The 15787-nt window shown below is 68.6% G+C and carries 15 protein-coding genes and 1 tRNA gene; 5 read left to right on the forward strand and 11 right to left on the reverse strand.

Annotation, left to right across the window (positions count from 1 at the left end; all coding sequences use genetic code 11):
• From BQ2383_RS05715 to BQ2383_RS05725, 3 genes are all read right to left on the reverse strand, one after another.
• Positions 1 to 1035 carry a ribose-phosphate diphosphokinase gene (locus tag BQ2383_RS05715; RefSeq protein ID WP_091030934.1) on the reverse strand — a complete coding sequence of 345 codons (1035 nt, stop codon included), beginning with the start codon at positions 1033 to 1035 and terminating at the stop codon, positions 1 to 3.
• A 7-nt stretch (positions 1036 to 1042) separates the two neighbouring features.
• On the reverse strand, positions 1043 to 2473 hold the full coding sequence (glmU, locus tag BQ2383_RS05720; protein WP_091030938.1) for a bifunctional UDP-N-acetylglucosamine diphosphorylase/glucosamine-1-phosphate N-acetyltransferase GlmU: 1431 nt from the start codon (positions 2471 to 2473) through the stop codon (positions 1043 to 1045).
• Between the two features lies 1 nt (position 2474).
• Positions 2475 to 2546: transfer RNA gene (locus tag BQ2383_RS05725), tRNA-Gln, on the reverse strand.
• Between the two features lie 126 nt (positions 2547 to 2672).
• On the opposite strand from BQ2383_RS05725, the gene BQ2383_RS05730 reads away from it, so the two are divergent.
• Together BQ2383_RS05730 and BQ2383_RS05735 are read left to right on the forward strand one after the other, a co-directional pair.
• A complete protein-coding gene (locus tag BQ2383_RS05730; RefSeq protein WP_091031289.1) occupies positions 2673 to 3170 on the forward strand; it encodes a GNAT family N-acetyltransferase in 498 nt (165 codons plus the stop codon).
• Between the two features lie 7 nt (positions 3171 to 3177).
• Positions 3178 to 3672 (forward strand): MarR family winged helix-turn-helix transcriptional regulator, encoded by a 495-nt coding sequence (locus BQ2383_RS05735; protein WP_091030941.1) that lies wholly within the window; start codon positions 3178 to 3180, stop codon positions 3670 to 3672.
• Positions 3673 to 3704: 32 nt separating this feature from the next.
• Here BQ2383_RS05735 and BQ2383_RS05740 read toward each other — a convergent pair whose 3' ends face one another.
• Positions 3705 to 4181, reverse strand: coding sequence for an RrF2 family transcriptional regulator (locus BQ2383_RS05740; RefSeq protein ID WP_091030945.1), 477 nt, complete (start codon positions 4179 to 4181; stop codon positions 3705 to 3707).
• A gap of 62 nt (positions 4182 to 4243) precedes the next feature.
• Between BQ2383_RS05740 and BQ2383_RS05745 the strand changes: the two genes are divergently transcribed.
• Both BQ2383_RS05745 and BQ2383_RS05750 read left to right on the forward strand, forming a co-directional pair.
• Positions 4244 to 4993 (forward strand): SDR family oxidoreductase, encoded by a 750-nt coding sequence (locus BQ2383_RS05745; RefSeq protein ID WP_091030948.1) that lies wholly within the window; start codon positions 4244 to 4246, stop codon positions 4991 to 4993.
• Between the two features lie 89 nt (positions 4994 to 5082).
• Positions 5083 to 6006, forward strand: a complete 924-nt coding sequence (locus BQ2383_RS05750) for a pseudouridine synthase (protein WP_208617625.1) — start codon at positions 5083 to 5085, stop codon at positions 6004 to 6006.
• On the opposite strand, the gene BQ2383_RS05755 is transcribed toward BQ2383_RS05750, so the two are convergent.
• The 5 genes from BQ2383_RS05755 to BQ2383_RS05775 form a co-directional block, all read right to left on the reverse strand.
• Positions 5993 to 6652 carry a methionine ABC transporter permease gene (locus BQ2383_RS05755; RefSeq protein ID WP_091030955.1) on the reverse strand — a complete coding sequence of 220 codons (660 nt, stop codon included), beginning with the start codon at positions 6650 to 6652 and terminating at the stop codon, positions 5993 to 5995. The genes BQ2383_RS05750 and BQ2383_RS05755 overlap by 14 nt on opposite strands.
• Positions 6652 to 7695: a methionine ABC transporter ATP-binding protein gene (locus BQ2383_RS05760; RefSeq protein ID WP_091030959.1), complete on the reverse strand. Its 1044-nt coding sequence runs from the start codon at positions 7693 to 7695 to the stop codon at positions 6652 to 6654. Before BQ2383_RS05760 ends, BQ2383_RS05755 begins: the two co-directional genes overlap by 1 nt.
• 97 nt (positions 7696 to 7792) lie before the next feature.
• The gene (locus tag BQ2383_RS05765) at positions 7793 to 8704 is read right to left on the reverse strand and encodes a MetQ/NlpA family ABC transporter substrate-binding protein (RefSeq protein WP_091030962.1); all 912 of its coding nucleotides are present in this window, start codon (positions 8702 to 8704) and stop codon (positions 7793 to 7795) included.
• 103 nt (positions 8705 to 8807) lie between these two features.
• Complete coding sequence (locus BQ2383_RS05770) at positions 8808 to 10577, reverse strand: Na+/H+ antiporter (protein WP_091030966.1); 1770 nt, start codon at positions 10575 to 10577, stop codon at positions 8808 to 8810.
• A 40-nt stretch (positions 10578 to 10617) separates the two neighbouring features.
• Positions 10618 to 12441 (reverse strand): ABC-F family ATP-binding cassette domain-containing protein, encoded by a 1824-nt coding sequence (locus BQ2383_RS05775; protein ID WP_091030969.1) that lies wholly within the window; start codon positions 12439 to 12441, stop codon positions 10618 to 10620.
• 56 nt (positions 12442 to 12497) lie between these two features.
• Between BQ2383_RS05775 and BQ2383_RS05780 the strand changes: the two genes are divergently transcribed.
• Entirely contained in the window at positions 12498 to 13346 is an 849-nt protein-coding gene (locus BQ2383_RS05780; protein ID WP_140403306.1) for a spermidine synthase, read from the forward strand.
• A gap of 3 nt (positions 13347 to 13349) precedes the next feature.
• Here the strand turns inward: BQ2383_RS05780 and BQ2383_RS05785 are convergent, their stop codons facing one another.
• Together BQ2383_RS05785 and BQ2383_RS05790 are read right to left on the reverse strand one after the other, a co-directional pair.
• Positions 13350 to 14606, reverse strand: a complete 1257-nt coding sequence (locus BQ2383_RS05785; RefSeq protein WP_244175909.1) for a glycoside hydrolase 5 family protein — start codon at positions 14604 to 14606, stop codon at positions 13350 to 13352.
• Positions 14607 to 14613: 7 nt separating this feature from the next.
• Positions 14614 to 15654: a LacI family DNA-binding transcriptional regulator gene (locus BQ2383_RS05790; protein ID WP_091031295.1), complete on the reverse strand. Its 1041-nt coding sequence runs from the start codon at positions 15652 to 15654 to the stop codon at positions 14614 to 14616.
• Between the last annotated feature and the right edge of the window lie 133 nt (positions 15655 to 15787).

Raw genomic sequence — 15787 nt, forward strand, 5'->3', positions numbered from 1 at the left:
TTACGCGTCGCCGCCGAACATGCTCGTCACGGAGCCGTCTTCGAAGACCTCGTGGATGGCGCGGGCGAGCAGCGGCGCGATCGGAAGGATCGTGAGGTTGTTCCATCGGCGCGACTCGGTGAGCGGGATCGTGTCGGTGATGACCACCTCGTCGATCGACGAGTCCTGCAGGCGATCGGATGCCGGGTCACTGAAGATCGCATGGGTCGCCGCGACGATCACACGGTGCGCCCCGGCCGCCTTGAGCGCCTGGGCGGCCTTGACGATCGTGCCACCGGTGTCGATCATGTCGTCGACGAGGAGGCAGGTGCGCCCCTCGACCGTGCCGACGATCTCGTGCACGGAGACCTGGTTGGCCACCTTCGGGTCACGGCGCTTGTGGATGATCGCGAGCGGGGCGCCGAGGCTGTCCGACCAGGTGTCGGCGACGCGCACACGACCCATGTCGGGCGAGACGACCGTGAGGATCTCGCGGTCTGCCGGCGAGAGCGTGCGCTGGAAGTAGTCCAGCAGCACGGGCTTGGCGAACAGGTGGTCGACGGGCCCGTCGAAGAAGCCCTGGATCTGCGCCGCGTGCAGATCGACGCTCATGACGCGATCGGCACCGGCCGTCTTCAGCAGGTCGGCGACGAGGCGGGCACTGATCGGCTCACGACCGCGGCCCTTCTTGTCCTGACGCGAATACGGATAGTACGGAGCCACGACGGTGATGCGCTTGGCCGAGGCGCGCTTGGCGGCATCGATCATGATGAGCGTCTCCATGAGCCACTCATTGACCGGCTCGCCGAACGTCTGGATCAGGAAGAGATCGACGCCGCGGATCGAGACCTCGAAGCGCGCGTAGATCTCACCGGAGGCGAACGTGCGGTGCTCGACGGGGGCGATCTCCGTGCCGAGCGCCTCGGCGACGGCCGCCGTGAGCGCCGGGTGCGAACGCCCGCCCGCGACAACGAGTCGCTTCTTGGTCTTCGCGATGATGCCGGGAGCCACGCCGTTGTCGCGATCCAGATCGACCGTCTTCTTCTTGCGCGCCATGCTCCGCCTATTCCGCCGAATTCTCGCGGGACGCAGCATCCGCCGCGCCCGTCCCTGCTCTGTTCTTCGCGACCCAGCCTTCGATGTTGCGCTGGGGTGCGACGGTCATGGCCAGTGCTCCGGCCGGGACATCCTTGCGGACGACCGCGCCGGCGCCGGTCTTCGCGCCAGCTCCCAGCCTAACGGGCGCGACGAGCACCGTGTGCGAGCCGGTGTGCACCTCGTCGCCGATCTCGGTGCGGTGCTTGTTCACGTCGTCGTAGTTCGCCGTGATGGTGCTCGCACCGAGGTTGACGCCGCGGCCGATCGTGGCGTCGCCGACGTAGGAGAGGTGCGGGACCTTGCTGCCCTCGCCGATCTCGGCGTTCTTCGTCTCGACGTAGGCCCCGATCTTGCCCTTGGCGCCGAGGACGGTGCCGGCGCGGAGGAACGAGAACGGGCCGACCGTGGCCTCCGCGCCGATCACGGCGAGGGTGGCATCCGTGCGACGGACGGTCGCGTCCTCGCCAACCTCGCAGTCGACGAGGGTCGTGTCGGGTCCGATCACGGCGCCTGCGGCGATGAACGTGGCACCCAGGATGTGGGTGTTCGGAAGGAGCGTGACGTCGGGCGAGAGCTTCGCGTCGTCGTCGATCCAGGTGGTGTTCGGGTCGATGACGGTGACGCCCTCGAGCTGCCAGCGACGCACGATGCGCTGGTTGAGCAGGCGACCGACCTCGGTCAGCTGTGCACGGTCGTTCACCCCGAACGTCACCGAGATGTCGGAGACGACGGATGCCGCCACCCGGTCGCCGTCGCGGCGGAGCAGGCCGGGCACATCGGTCAGGTACATCTCGCCCTGCGCGTTGTCGAGACTGACCTGCGGCAGGTAGGTGCGCAGCGTCGAGGCCCGGAACACGTACATCCCGGCGTTGATCTCGCGGACGGCGGCTTCTTCCGCACTCGCGTCCTTCTGCTCGACGATGCGGTCGACCCCACCGTCGGCATCGCGGACGACGCGTCCGTAACCCGTCGGGTCGTCGACCAGTGCGGTCATCAGCGTGGCCGGCGCACCGGACGCACGGTGCTCCTCCACGAACGCGGAGAGCGTGTCGGCGTCGGCGAGCGGGCAGTCTCCGGAGAGCACGAGCACATCGCCCTCGAAGTCGCCGGGAAGGGCGTCGACCGCCACCTGCACGGCCCGCCCGGTTCCCGGCACGTCGTCCTGGTCGACGAACACCGCGTCGGGGTAGTCCTTCGTGAGGGCGGCGACGACCTGATCGCGCTCGTGTCGCACGACCACCTCGACGTGCGCGGCGTGCAGCCGCCCCGCGGTGGTGAGCACGTGCCCCACCAGAGGACGTCCGCCGATCGGGTGCAGCACCTTGGGCAGACGCGATTTCATGCGTGTGCCCTGGCCCGCAGCGAGGACGATGATGGCGAGATTGTTCCCAGTCATGCTCCGCCGCCAGGACTCGAACCTAGACCTAACAGCTCCAAAGGCTGTCGTGCTGCCATTACACCACGGCGGACCGCGCCGCCCAGGAGGGCACCGCGGGGTCAAGTCTGCCATGCTCCGGCCTGTGTTCCGATGTGCGCGGATGACGGCCGCCCTGCGCCGTCATGGTTCGGAAACACTGCTCTGGAATGCTGACACCATGAGCATCGTGATCGAAAGGGTCGAGACGGCGACCCCGGCCCTCGCAGAATTCCTGGTCGCCCACCACGCCGAGTTGGAGCACACCGCGCCCGCGGAGAGCCGTCATGCGCTGGTCTTCGAGCGCCTGCTCGCCCCCGGTGTCCGGCTCTTCGCCGGCTCGATCGACGACCGCCCCGTCGCCACCGGCGCGCTGGTCACGGTCGAAGACGGCCACGAGGAGCTCAAGTCGATGCGCACCGATCCGGCGCTGCGCGGCCGAGGACTCGGGAAGTCGATGCTGGCCTTCCTCCTCGCCGATGCGCAAGAGCGCGGCATCCGCCGACTCTCGCTCGAGACCGGCAGCGACGACTTCTTCATCCCCGCACGCGGGATGTATGCGGCGGTCGGGTTCCGTGAATCGGGCCCGTTCGGCCGTTACCTCCCCGACCCGTACAGCACCTTCATGACCCTCGACCTGCCGGAGGCGTCCGTCGCGCACGACCCGCACACGCGATAATGGGCGGATGAGCGAGGTGGATGAGGTCGACCGGATCGTCGGCGCGTGGAACACGCAGCGTCCCGACCTCGACTTCTCACCCCTCGAGGTGCTCTCCCGGATGGACCGCCTCTCGCGCCATCTGGACCGCGCCCGCCGCGACGTGTTCCGTCGCAGCGACCTGGAGCACTGGGAGTGGGATGTGCTCTCGGCCCTGCGCCGCGCAGGCGCGCCGTTCCAGCTCTCCCCCAAGCAGTTGCTGCAGCAGACCCTGGTCTCGAGCGGCACGATGACCAACCGGATCGACCGACTGGTCGGCCGCCGATTCGTGCGCCGCGAGGCCGACCCCGGCGACGGACGCAGCGTGCTGGTGATCCTGACCGACGACGGACGCATCCGGGTGGACGCCGCCATCACCCGCCTCGTCGACGTGGAGGCCGACCTGCTGCAGGCGCTCTCGCGCTCGGACCGGGATCGCCTCGCCGGACTGCTGCGCAAGCTGAGTCTGAGCTTCGACACGTGAGCGGCTGCTCCTGAGCTCGCCGCGCCGCTGTCTCAGCGTGCGGGTTCCAGGAGCAACCGGCGGTTCTTCTCCGGGACGCCGACCGGAAGACCTGCGACGATCTCGGCGACGGTGACGCCCGCCAGCGACTCTCGCCATGCCTCGTGTGCCCGGCGCATGACCGCGGCGAGCGCACAGGGCCGTGTGCAGTCCTCGGGTCGCGCCGCCCCGCGCCCCTGCTGCCGCAACTCACGGCAGACGTAGGGATCGGCGGCGCCGTCGACCGCGGTGACGAGGTCGAGGATGCTGATGCGCTCCGGCTCCCTGGCCAGGCGGAACCCACCGCGGGGTCCGGTGCTGCCGGTGAGGATGCCGGCGCGCACGAGCTTGGCGAGCTGCTTCGACAGGTACGGGCCCGGAACACCGAAGTGCTCTGCCAGCTGCGCCCCGGAGACGGTCGCCCCTCCGGGGAGCTGCGCGATCACGGCGACCGTGTGCAGCACCCATTCGGATGTCTCCGGAAGTTTCACTTGCCCAGTGTATCCACCTCCCCCTATTGTGGACACGTAATATCCATGATTGAGGAGTGAGCATGCGCATCGCAGTGGCTGGTGGAACGGGCCGGATCGGACGACTGGTCGTGGCGGAGCTAGCGCGAGCCGGACACGTCGCGGTCTCCCTGAGCCGCGGCGAGGGAATCGATCTGCTCACCGGCGTCGGTCTGCGCCAGCGGCTCGAGGATGTCGATGCCGTGATCGACGCGACCAATCCCCCGGTCGCCGACATCGCCGAGGCGGAACACGCCTTCGCGACGATCACCCGCAACCTCCTCACGGCCGAGACCGAGGCGGGCGTCGGCCACCATGTCGCGCTGTCGATCGCCGCACTCGACTCCGTCGCCGGAAACCCGCACTACTTCGGCAAGCGCGCCCAGGAGCGCGAGGTCTCCGCCGGCGCGATGCCCTTCACGATCGTGCGCGCCACCCAGTTCCACGACTTCCCGGCGATGATCGCGGAGTGGACCGTCGTCGACGGTGAGGGGATCGTCCCTCCGCTCCTGCTGCAGCCGATCGCCCCGGCAGACGTCGCGGCCGCGCTGGTCGCGACCGCCGTCGAAGCGCCGCTCTCCGCATCGTTCGACATCGCGGGGCCGCGCACCGAGGACGCGGTCGACATGGCTCGCCGCACCCTCGCGGCGCGCGGACGAGAGCTGCCGCTGCGTGCCGCGTGGCGAGACGCCGCGCTCGGCGTCGAGTTCGCCGGAGAGGTCCTCCTCCCCGCTCCCGACGCCCGCCTGGCTCCGACGTCGTTCGACGACTGGCTCGCTGCGGGCGCCCTCTGACCGACGGAGAACAGCGTCGCGGTTCGCTTAGGCTGGGACGATCCCGTTCGCGACCCGCGACACTGTTCTCCGGAGGCCGACTGATGGGCATGCCCTCTCCCCTCCCGGTGCGCGACGGCGTGGGAGCCACCCGACTGCACGTGCCGCTCACCGGCTCCTGGCCGACGGTCGCCGCGTACATGGTCGAGCGCTTCTTCCACCTCGATCCGGAGCGTCTGCTCGAACGGTTCGACCGCGGCGACATCGTGCGGGCCGACGGCTCTCCGGTCCCCCGCGACGCCGCACTCGGCAGCGTCGAGTTCGTCTGGTACTACCGCGAACCCGCCGTCGAGACCCGGATGCCGTTCGAGGTCGAGATCCTGCACCAGGACGACCATCTCGTCGTCGTCGACAAACCGCACTTCCTGCCCACCACGCCGGGCGGCAAGTTCCTGCAGAACTCCGCGCTGGTGCGGCTGCGCAACCTGCTCGACAATGCCGACCTCGCGCCGATCCACCGGCTGGATCGCGCCACCGCCGGGCTGCTGATGTTCTCGACGCGCCCCGCCACCCGTGGCGCCTACCAGTTGCTGTTCGAGAAGCGGCAGGTGCAGAAAGTCTACGAGGCGGTGTCCGCGCTTCCCGCGGACCGGCCTCTCCCCGCGTTCCCCGTCGTCTACCGCAACAACATCGAGAAGCTCCGCGGCCAGGTACGCGTGCAGGTCGACGACGCCAAGGAGCCGAACTCGGAGACGCTGGTCGAGCTGATCCGCGCCGACGAGCGCGTACTGCACACCCTGCTGCGCCCGCACAGCGGCAAGATGCACCAGCTGCGGGTGCATCTCGCCGCCCTCGGCATCGGCATCCTGAACGACCGCTTCTACCCCGAGCTGCAGGAAGACCTGCCGGACGACTACGACCGCCCGTTGCAGCTCCTGGCGCGCGAGCTGCGCTTCGTGGACCCGATCAGCGGCGCGGACCGGGTGTTCACCACGCGTCGCACCCTGCAGGAAGCACCCGTCAGCGACGCATGACCTTGCGGGCCAGGCGCGTGCCGAGCATCTGCACCAGGTGCACGAACACCACGATCAGGACGATCGCCGCCCACATGACGAGCGGCTCGAACTGCCGGAAGCCGTAGATCTGCGCGAACGCACCGAGCCCGCCACCGCCGACGAGGCCCGCCATGGCCGTCATGTCGATCAGCGCCACGAGGATGAACGTGTAGCCGAGGATGAGCGGACCGAGCGACTCCGGGATGGCCACGGTGAAGAGGATGCGCCACGGACCGGCACCCATCGCCCGCGCCGCCTCGATGACTCCGGGCGAGACCGACACGAGGTGCTGCTCCACGATGCGCCCGATCGCGAACGCGGCGGCCAGACCGATGATGAAGGCGCCGGCGGTCGTGCCGATGCCCACGCCGACGACCGCGCGCGCCAGCGGCTGCGCGACCACGAGGAAGATGATGAACGGGATCGGGCGGAAGAAGTTCACCACGAGGTTCGCGAGCACCGAGACGACCCGGTTCGCTGCGAGGCCACCGGGGCGCGTGACGTACAGGATGATGCCGATCGCCAGCCCCAGGATGCCGCCGAGCACCAGCGCGAACGACGTCATGTACAGGGTCTCGAGTGCGGCCGCCCAGAATTCGGGCCACAGTTCGTTCAGACGCTCCATCAGCGGGCCTCCTCTCCGGCGATCTCGAGCACTTGGACGCGTTCGGCGATGCGGGCGAGTGCCCCGTCAATCGCCGCGGCGTCACCCCGGATCGCGAGCGTCAGATGCCCGAAGGCGCGCCCGCGGATGTCGTTGATGCCGCCGAACACGAGCTCGAAGTCGAGGCCCGCGCCGGCGAGATCGAGGAACACCTGCGCCTGCGACGAGTCGCCGTCGCGGAACGAGAACGTCACCAGGCGGCCGCGGTGACGCTCGCGGAGCACCGCGAGCTCGGCTGGCGACGGCACGCCCTTCACGACCGTGCCGACGAATCGCTGGGATGCCGGATTCTGCGGAGCGGAGAAGACGTCGAACACATCGCCGTGCTCGATCACACGACCGTTCTCCATGACCGCGACCCGGGTGGCGATGGTCTGGATGACGTCCATCTCGTGCGTGATGATCACGATCGTGACGCCCTGCTCCTGGTTGACCCGCTTGAGCAGGTCGAGCACCTCGTGGGTGGTCTGCGGGTCGAGAGCGCTGGTGGCCTCATCGGCGAGCAGGATCGCGGGGCCCGTCGCGAGCGCGCGGGCGATGCCGACGCGCTGCTTCTGCCCGCCGGAGAGCTGTTCGGGGTAGGCCTTGGCTTTGTCGGCCAGGCCGACGAAGGAGAGCAGCTCGGCGACCCGTTTCTCGATGTCGTCCTTGGACCAGCCGGCGAGCTTGAGCGGGTAGGCGATGTTGGCCTTGACGCTTCGCGAGGAGAACAGGTTGAACTGCTGGAAGATCATTCCGATGCCGCCGCGGACCTTGCGCAGCTCGCTCTCCTTGAGCGCGGTGATGTCGACGCCGTCCACCGTGATGGTGCCGCTCGTCGCCGGCTCGAGCGCGTTGATCAGCCGCACGAGCGTGGACTTGCCGGCGCCCGAGTAGCCGATGATGCCGAACACGTCGCCCTTCTCGATCTCGAGGGACACGTCGTCGACGGCGACGACCTCGGACCCCTCACGGGTTCGAGGCGGATAGGTCTTGGAGACGTTCGTCAGGGTGACGATCGGCATGGGCTGCTCCGGTCTGCTTCGGGAACGAAGAATCGGGTGACGCAGTTCGCGGCACCCGATTCTCCCTCATCGGACGAAGGGGGGATTCCCCGTCGTCCTACTTCTTCGAGTCCGCGTCCTTCTGGACCTTCTCGAGCGAGGCGACGAGGTCGTCGACCGGGGTCTGCAGCGCCACGGCGGTGCCGCCCGACGACTTCAGCAGGCCCTTCTGGACCTCTTCGTTCGTCTGGAAGATCTCGACGAGCTTGAGGTACGTCTCGTTGTCGGCATCGTCGGCGCGCGCGGCGAAGATGTTCACGTACGGCAGCGCGCCGGCATCCTCGGGGTCGTCCTGGGCGATCGCATCCTCGAACGAGAGACCGGCCGGCTCCACGAAGTCGTTGTTGATGATCGCCGCGGCGACGTCGGGGAGCGACGTCGGAACGATCGCGGCCTCCAGCGCCTTGACCTTGACCTCGGACTTCTCGGTGTCCACATCGGCGAGGTCGGAGTACGGAGTGCCGCCGCTCTTCAGCTCGATGAGGCCGGCCTGCTGCAGCACGTTCAGCGCACGGGCCTGGTTGGAGGCGTCGTCCGGGACGGCGACGGTCTCGCCCTTCGGGATGTCCTTCACATCGTCGTACTTGGTCGAGTACAGGCCGAGCGGGTAGATCGCGGTCGACCCGATCGGGGTCAGGTCCGCGCCCGAGGCGTTGTTGTACTCCGCGAGGTACACGATGTGCTGGAACTGGTTGAGGTCGATCTCGCCCTCGCTGAGCGCCGGGTTGGGCTGCTCGTAGGAGCCGAAGTCGACCAGCTCGACGGTGATGCCCTCCTCGGCCGCGGCATCGACGAATGCGGGCCACTGCTCGTCGCCCTTGCCGACGACGCCGATCTTGACGACCTTGTCCTCGGTCGAGCCCGCGCTGCCGGAACCGGCTTCGGAGGATGCCGTCGCGCAGCCTGCGAGTGCGACGAAGAGCGGGACCGCGGCGAGCGCGGCGATGACGGAAGTGGTGCGGCGTGACATGGAAGGAGTTCCTCTCTTGGGGGGACTCGAATACGTTAGGCAGGCACCCTCGAACGTGCGGAATCGAGTCGTCACACGGCGTCACAGCCCGCTCGGGTGCGGGTCAGTCGAACTCCTCGATCCCCTGCAGACGCACCTGCTCGAGGTCGAGGCGAGCCGAGATGCGGCGCACGACCATGTCGTCGACGGTGCCGGCGCCGCGGAGGCCGAGCAGCACCTCGCGCTTGCGGTCGATGAGGGCGAGCTTGAGGCGCGTGTGCTCCTCGTGCCGAACCAGCGGCGAGCGCTGCGCGAGGTCGACGTCGGCCGAGGTCGCGATCATCTGCAGGACCGTCCCGTCGGTGCCATCGGGCCCCGTGGCCTGATCCACTCCCCCGCTCGGTGCCGGATCTTCTTCGGTCGGATCAGCGGTTCCGGCGCTCAGCGGATCGGGCTCGCCGAGCATCTCGTCCAGCGCGTCGGCCTCCGCGTCGACGATCGCCTGCTCGCGCGCCAGCGTGCGCGCGTTCGCGAACTCGAGCATCGCGTATCCCTCGGTGCGCACACGGTCGCGGACCTCCTGCCCGATGCCATGCTCGGCGGCGAGGTCGTCGAGGGCCGCGAGCGCCGCCCCCGAGATCGCCCGCTCGGCGAGCTCGTACTCCTCGTCCTCGACATGGTCGGCGGGGAACCGCGCCCAGCGGACGAGTGCGGGGAGCATCGGGGCCTGCACGAGCAGGCTCAACAGGATGACCCCTGCCGTGACGAACACGATCTCGTCGCGTCCCGACACCGCACCGCCGTCGGTGACCGTGGCGGGGACCGACAGCGCGATCGCGAGGGAGACCGCACCGCGCATGCCGGCCACGGTGGACACGACGCGGGCCCGCGACCGGGCTCCACGCGCCGGACGCCCCCCGCCCTGGCGCTGGAAGAGCACGTTCAGCACCTGGAACACGTAGCGCACGACCAGGAGGGTCGCCCATACCGCGAGCGTGATCAGCACGAGGCGGCCGATCGCCGCCACCGAGATCTCGTGCGCCACGTACTGCACCTCGAGGCCGATCAGCACGAACAGGGCGCCATTGAGCAGGAACACTCCGAACGGCCAGGCCGCATCGGCCTGTCGGCGGGAGGATGCCGTGGTCACCCGCGGCGAGACATAGGCGACGATGAGCCCGGCCACCACGACCGCGAGCACCCCGGAGGCGTGGATCATCTCGGCCGCGAGGAACGCCGTGAACGGGATCAGCAGCAGCGCGACGTTGATCACGATCGTCGAGGAGGTGCGCCGCAGCAGCAGGTACCCCAGACCGGCGATCACGACACCGGCGGCGATCCCGCCGACATACGAGATCAGCACGTCGAGCGTGACCGAGAGCGGGGTGATCTGGCCGCCGAGCGCGAGCGACACCGCGATCGCGTACAGCACGAGCGCCGTGCCGTCGTTGGTGAGACTCTCGGCCTTCAGCTTCATGAACATGCGGCGCGGCAGCAGCCGCCCGAGCGCGGCGACGGCCGTGGCATCCGGCGGGGCGACCGCGGCCCCCAAGATGAGCGCGATCTCCCACGGCATCCCGAACAGCACCCCGATGCCGGCGACCGCGAAGGCCGACGCGACCACGAGCACCGTGCTCATCGGGAGGATGTAGCGGAAGTCGCGGCGGATCGAGCGCAGCGACGTCGTGAGGCTCTCCCAGAACAGCATCACCGGGAGGAACAGCAGCAGCACCGTCTCGGGCGGCAGCTGCACCTCGCGCAGCTGCGGCACGAAGCCGAGCAGCAGCCCGAAGATGACCAGGACGAGGGGCAGCGCGAGACGCACGCGCGGGGCGATCAGGGTTCCGACGAGAATCGTGAGTCCGAGCAGGACTGTTACTTCGAGGCCTTCCATCCCTACCTCCCAACAGCGTCAGGAGAAGGATATTCCTCTGTCAGCCGATCTCCTCGGTGAGTTCGAACCAGCGCAGCTCCAACTCCTCGATCTCGGCCTGCTGATCGCTGATCTTCTTCATGCGATCGCCGAGGCCCGCATAGTCGGCCTGGTCGTGATCGGCGAGCGCGGTCTTGGCGGCGTTCACCTGCTGCGTCAGCTTCTGGATGCGCCGTTCGAGGGAGGCGATCTCCTTCTGCGCGGTGCGGAGAGCGGCACCGTCGAGACCTGAGGCGGCTGCCGTCGCCGTCGCCGTCGCTGCTGACGTCGCGGTCTGCTTCGAGCCCGCCGACGCCTGCAGGTGGCGCAGTCGCAGGTACTCGTCGACCCCGCCGGGGAGGTGGCGCAGGTGTCCGTCGAGGATCGCGTACTGCTGGTCGGTGACGCGCTCGAGGAAGTACCGGTCGTGACTGACGACCAGGAGCGTGCCCGACCAGGAGTCGAGCAGGTCTTCGATCGCGGCGAGCATGTCGGTGTCGAGATCGTTGGTCGGCTCGTCGAGGATCAGCACGTTCGGCTGGTCGAGCAGCACGAGCAGCAGCTGCAGACGGCGCTGCTGGCCACCCGAGAGGTCCTTGACCGGGGTGGAGAGCTGGGCAGAGTCGAACCCGAGCCGCTCGAGCAGCTGCCCGGGCGTGAGATCCTGCGCCTTGGAGCCGGCACCCATCGAGTACGAGGTGCGCAGCCCCGAGATGATCACGCGCACCGGGTCTTTCCAGTACTGCGTGAGCTCGTCGAGCCGCTGGGTGAGCGTCTTCACTTTCACGGTCGTCCCGCGCTTGACGCGGCCGACGGTCGGTTCGACGGTGCCGGAGATGAGTCCAAGGAGGGTGGACTTGCCCGCGCCGTTCACCCCGAGGATGCCGGTGCGCTCCCCCGGCGCGATGCGCCACTCGATGTCGCGGAGCACGACCTTCTCGCCGCCATCCGCCGTCGGGTAGGTCACGCCGACGTCGAGCAGGTCGACCACGTCCTTGCCGAGGCGCGAGACGGCGAGCGACTGCAGCGACACCTTGTCGCGGATCTCGGGCACGTCGGCGATGAGCTCGTTGGCCGCGTCGATGCGGAACTTCGGCTTCGCCGTGCGGGCGGGAGCACCGCGACGGAGCCACGCGAGCTCCTTCTTGGCGAGGTTCTGACGCTTCGCCTCGGTCGCCGAGGCCATCCGATCGCGCTCGACGCGCTGCAGGATGTACGCCGCGTAGCCGCCCTCGAAAGGCTCGACGATGCGGTCGTGGACCTCCCAGGTCTCGGTGCAGATCTCGTCGAGGAACCACCGGTCGTGGGTCACGACCATGAGCGCGCCCGAGTTCTGCGACCAGCGCTTCTTGAGATGCGCGGCGAGCCACGTGATCGCCTCGACGTCGAGGTGGTTGGTGGGCTCGTCGAGGGCGATGACGTCCCAGTCGCCGGTGAGCAGCTTCGCGAGCGACACTCGACGCCGCTGGCCACCGCTGAGCGAGCCGATCTCGGCATCCCACGGCAGGTCGGTGAGGAGCCCGTCGATCACGTCGCGGATGCGCGCGTCGCCCGCCCACTCGTACTCCGGGGTGTCGCCGACCACGGCGGCGCTGATCGTGAGGTCGTCCGGCAGGTTGTCGGCCTGGTCGAGCACACCGATACGCGTGCCGCCGCGCACCGTGACGCGGCCGGAGTTCGGCTCTTTGATGCCGGCGAGCATGCCGAGGAGGCTGGACTTTCCGTCGCCGTTGCGGCCGACGATGCCGATGCGGTCACCCTCTTCGATGCCGAGGGTCACGGAGTCGAAGACGACCCTGGTCGGATATTCGAGGTGCAGGGCTTCAGCCCCGAGAAGATGTGCCATGTTCCCTCCAGGGTAGCCGCGCGCGATGTGTGCGGCGGCCAGCCTAAAATCGAGGGGTGCCAAGGAATCGCCGGGTGTTCTCGCTCATGCTCGACAATCGCAAGGCGAAGCTGGTGCAGTCGAGAAAGCGACCCGGTCGCTACGAACTCAGCGTCGATGGGATTCCGCAGTCCGTCGTGTCGATGACGGAGCCCACCGAGCTCGAATACGACTACACCCGGCACATCGCCCGAGCGATGGATGCGGCGGCCGAGCCCGGTGCACCGCTGTTCACCGTGCATCTGGGAGCCGGAGCACTCACGCTGGCGCGCTATGTCGAGGCCACGCGTGCCGGATCACCCCAACTCGTGGTCGAGTTCGAGCCCGCTCTCTACGAAGCGGTGATCGCGGCACTGCCCCTGCCCGCCGGCGCCGATCTGCGGGTCATCTTCGGCGATGCGCGAGCGGTCGCCGACGCGGAGCTCCCGGACGAGTGGACGGATGCACGCTTCACCGTCGTCGACCTCTGGGATGCCGCCGTCATCCGACATCGGGTGGCCAGTCAGGAGTTCTACCGCCGGGTCGCCGCGCGCTCCGCCGCAGACGGCGTCGTGGCGGTGAACCTGCTCGACGGGCATCCGTTCGAGTACTCACGGCGACAGGCGGCCACGTTGCGCTCGGTGTTCGATCACGTCGCCGTGGTTCTCGACGCGGAACCGAACGATGACGAAGGGCCACTCGGCAACGTCGTCGTCTTCGCGAGCGATGCGCCGCTGGACGTCGTGACGAACCCCGATCTGCTCGGCCCACCGCGACCGCACATGCTCCACGACGATTCGCTGACGTCATGGATCGCCGACGCGCGCATCATGACCGACGCCGACGGCACGGACTCCCCCGACCCCGACGACCCCATCTGGGATTAGCGCTCAGCCCACCCGGTTCGGAACCGTGTCGAGAGCAGTGATGCCTCGATCCGCCAGCGCCCGAGGGTCTGCGGCCGTGCGCGATGTCACCACCGTCACCGGTCGACCCTGCGCGCGCAGATCGTGCCAGCGCTCGAACACCCGTCCGCCGGGGGCGAGGTCGGCGCGCGAGGTCGGCAGATCGTCGTCGTCGACATCGACCACCACACCGACGGTCCGCGGCAGCACCGTGGTTCCCGCTCCGGCGCGCGCGTCGGCGACCAGCTCCGCGAACCTGCGCCCGAGCGGCTTGACGGCGTTGTCCACGTCGAGAAGACCGAGGGAGTACTCCAGATCCTTGTAGTCGCCGAGGGATCGGGACACGTCGTGCGAGCACCACCAGGTGATGCCGTAGAGGCCCGGCGAGCTGAGCGCGGCCTCGACGGTGCGGGAGGCGAACTCCGGCATCTCCGCATCCGTCAGGTTCATCGACGGCGCCCCGACCTCCTGGAGCCAGACCAGTCGCTGCGGATCCGTGGCGAAGGCCTTCGAGAGCTCGATCATCCACTCGGCATGACGCACCGACTGCGACGACAGCCCGCCGTACAGCTTCGCCGTGCCGTTGAAGATCCAGGAGTGGACGGTCGTGATGTCCCCCAGCCGAGACGCGTGCTCCGGGAGGAACGGATGCCCGTCGCGGTACCAGAGGTGATCGTTCTCGCTGTGGGTGAACAGGTGGCGCGGGTCGGGGTCGACCGGCGCCTCCAGCAGCGTCGTCAGCCAGTGGGCGATCTGATCGCTGTCCGCCGGCATCGCCGCCGGGTTCGGCAGCTGGAACTGGTTGAGCTCGTTGCCCAGCGTGAGTCCGATCAGATTGGGTCGGTCGCGCACGGCGTCGTAGACGGCGCTCACGAGCGCGGCCTGCGCCTGGATGGCCGCCTCGTCGACGAACATGTTGCCCTCGTGCCAGTTGACGAGCCAGGCGGGCACGAAGTCGAACCCGGACATGTGGCCCTGGATGACGTCGACGGCGATGTCGAGCTCGAATTCGGCAGCCACGTCGGCCACGACAGCGATGTCCTGCAGCGCCTTGCGCCGGATCAGGGTGCGGTTCGGCTGGAGCACAGGCCAGAGCGGGAACACCCTGACGTGATCGAGTCCGAGGTCGGCCAGCGCCTCGAAATCGGCTCGGACCGCATCGGCGTCGATGTCCATCCACTGGAACATCCAGTCTTGGGAGGGGGTGTAGTTCGCTCCGAAACGCGGAGTGCGGTCAGTCACGGGTGTGTCATCCTTCTCGATCTGCGGTCTGCGGGGTCATGGGGGCCGGGGCTGTGGATTCACGGACGATCAGGCGGCGCGCAGAGACGACCTGCGACGCGGCGGGCTCTCCGTCGACGAGCTGTGCGAGCAGCTTCACCGCTGTGCGTGCGCTCTCCTCCACCGGAGCATCCAGTGCGGTGATCCGCGGGCGGACGAGGGTCGACACCCAGGAGTCCTCCCAGGCGATCACGGACAGCTGCTCCGGAATCCGGACGCCGAGCTCGGGTGCGTGCGCGATGATCTCGGCTGCCATCGCCTCGCTGTCGACGAGGAGCGCCGTGGCGTCGCCGAGCCGTCCAAGGATGTCCTCGACGGGATCCGTTGCCTCGGGCGCCCAATGCAGGATGGTCGGGATCATGCCGTGCTCACGAGCGGCGTCCGAGAAGCGGCGGTCGCGATCGCGGGAATGGAGCAGCCCCGGCGAATCGCTGACGCGCGCGAGGGCTCGGTGGCCGAGTGCCCCCAGATGCTCGAGAACCTCGTCGTACGCGGCGTCGTCCTGCACGGTCACCGCCGGCACCGCGTCGTCGACCGGAGACCCGAGCAGAACGGCAGGAGCACCGAGCTCTCGCAGATGACCGATACGGGGATCGGCATCGCGAACGTCCACGAGGAGGAACGCATCCACTCGCTGCTCGCTCCACCACTCCCGATAGACGCGCTGCTCGTCCTCGGCCCGCACGAGGGTGAGGGACAGCGACCAGCCGATCTCGGCGAGCGGTTCGGTGAGGCCGGCGATCAGACGCATGAAGAACGGGTCGCGCTCGAAGGTGTCTCCGGAGCGGGCGACGACCAGGCCGAGGCTCCTCCCGCCCCGACCGCTGACCTTGCGGCTCGCATAGTTGGGGCGCCAGTGCAGCTCGTCGGCGGCGGCACGGATGCGGGCTTCGGTGGCGGCCGAGACGTTGGGGCGCCCGTTGAAGACGTGCGACACCGCCGACGGAGATACTCCGGCACGGGCAGCGACGGCGGCGATGGTCGCCCTGGCAGGTCTGTTGTCGTTCATCACCACCGAGATTAGGGGGTTGACCCGATCTTGTAAAGCGGTATACATTAATCGCACGTTGATGTGTACCGCTATACAAAGAACGTCTGGCGCACATCGTCCCCCACAGACGCACCGCAGCTCTCAGGAGGTC

This window comes from Microbacterium oxydans (genome assembly GCF_900095745.1).
GTDB classification, from domain to species: domain Bacteria; phylum Actinomycetota; class Actinomycetes; order Actinomycetales; family Microbacteriaceae; genus Microbacterium; species Microbacterium oxydans_B.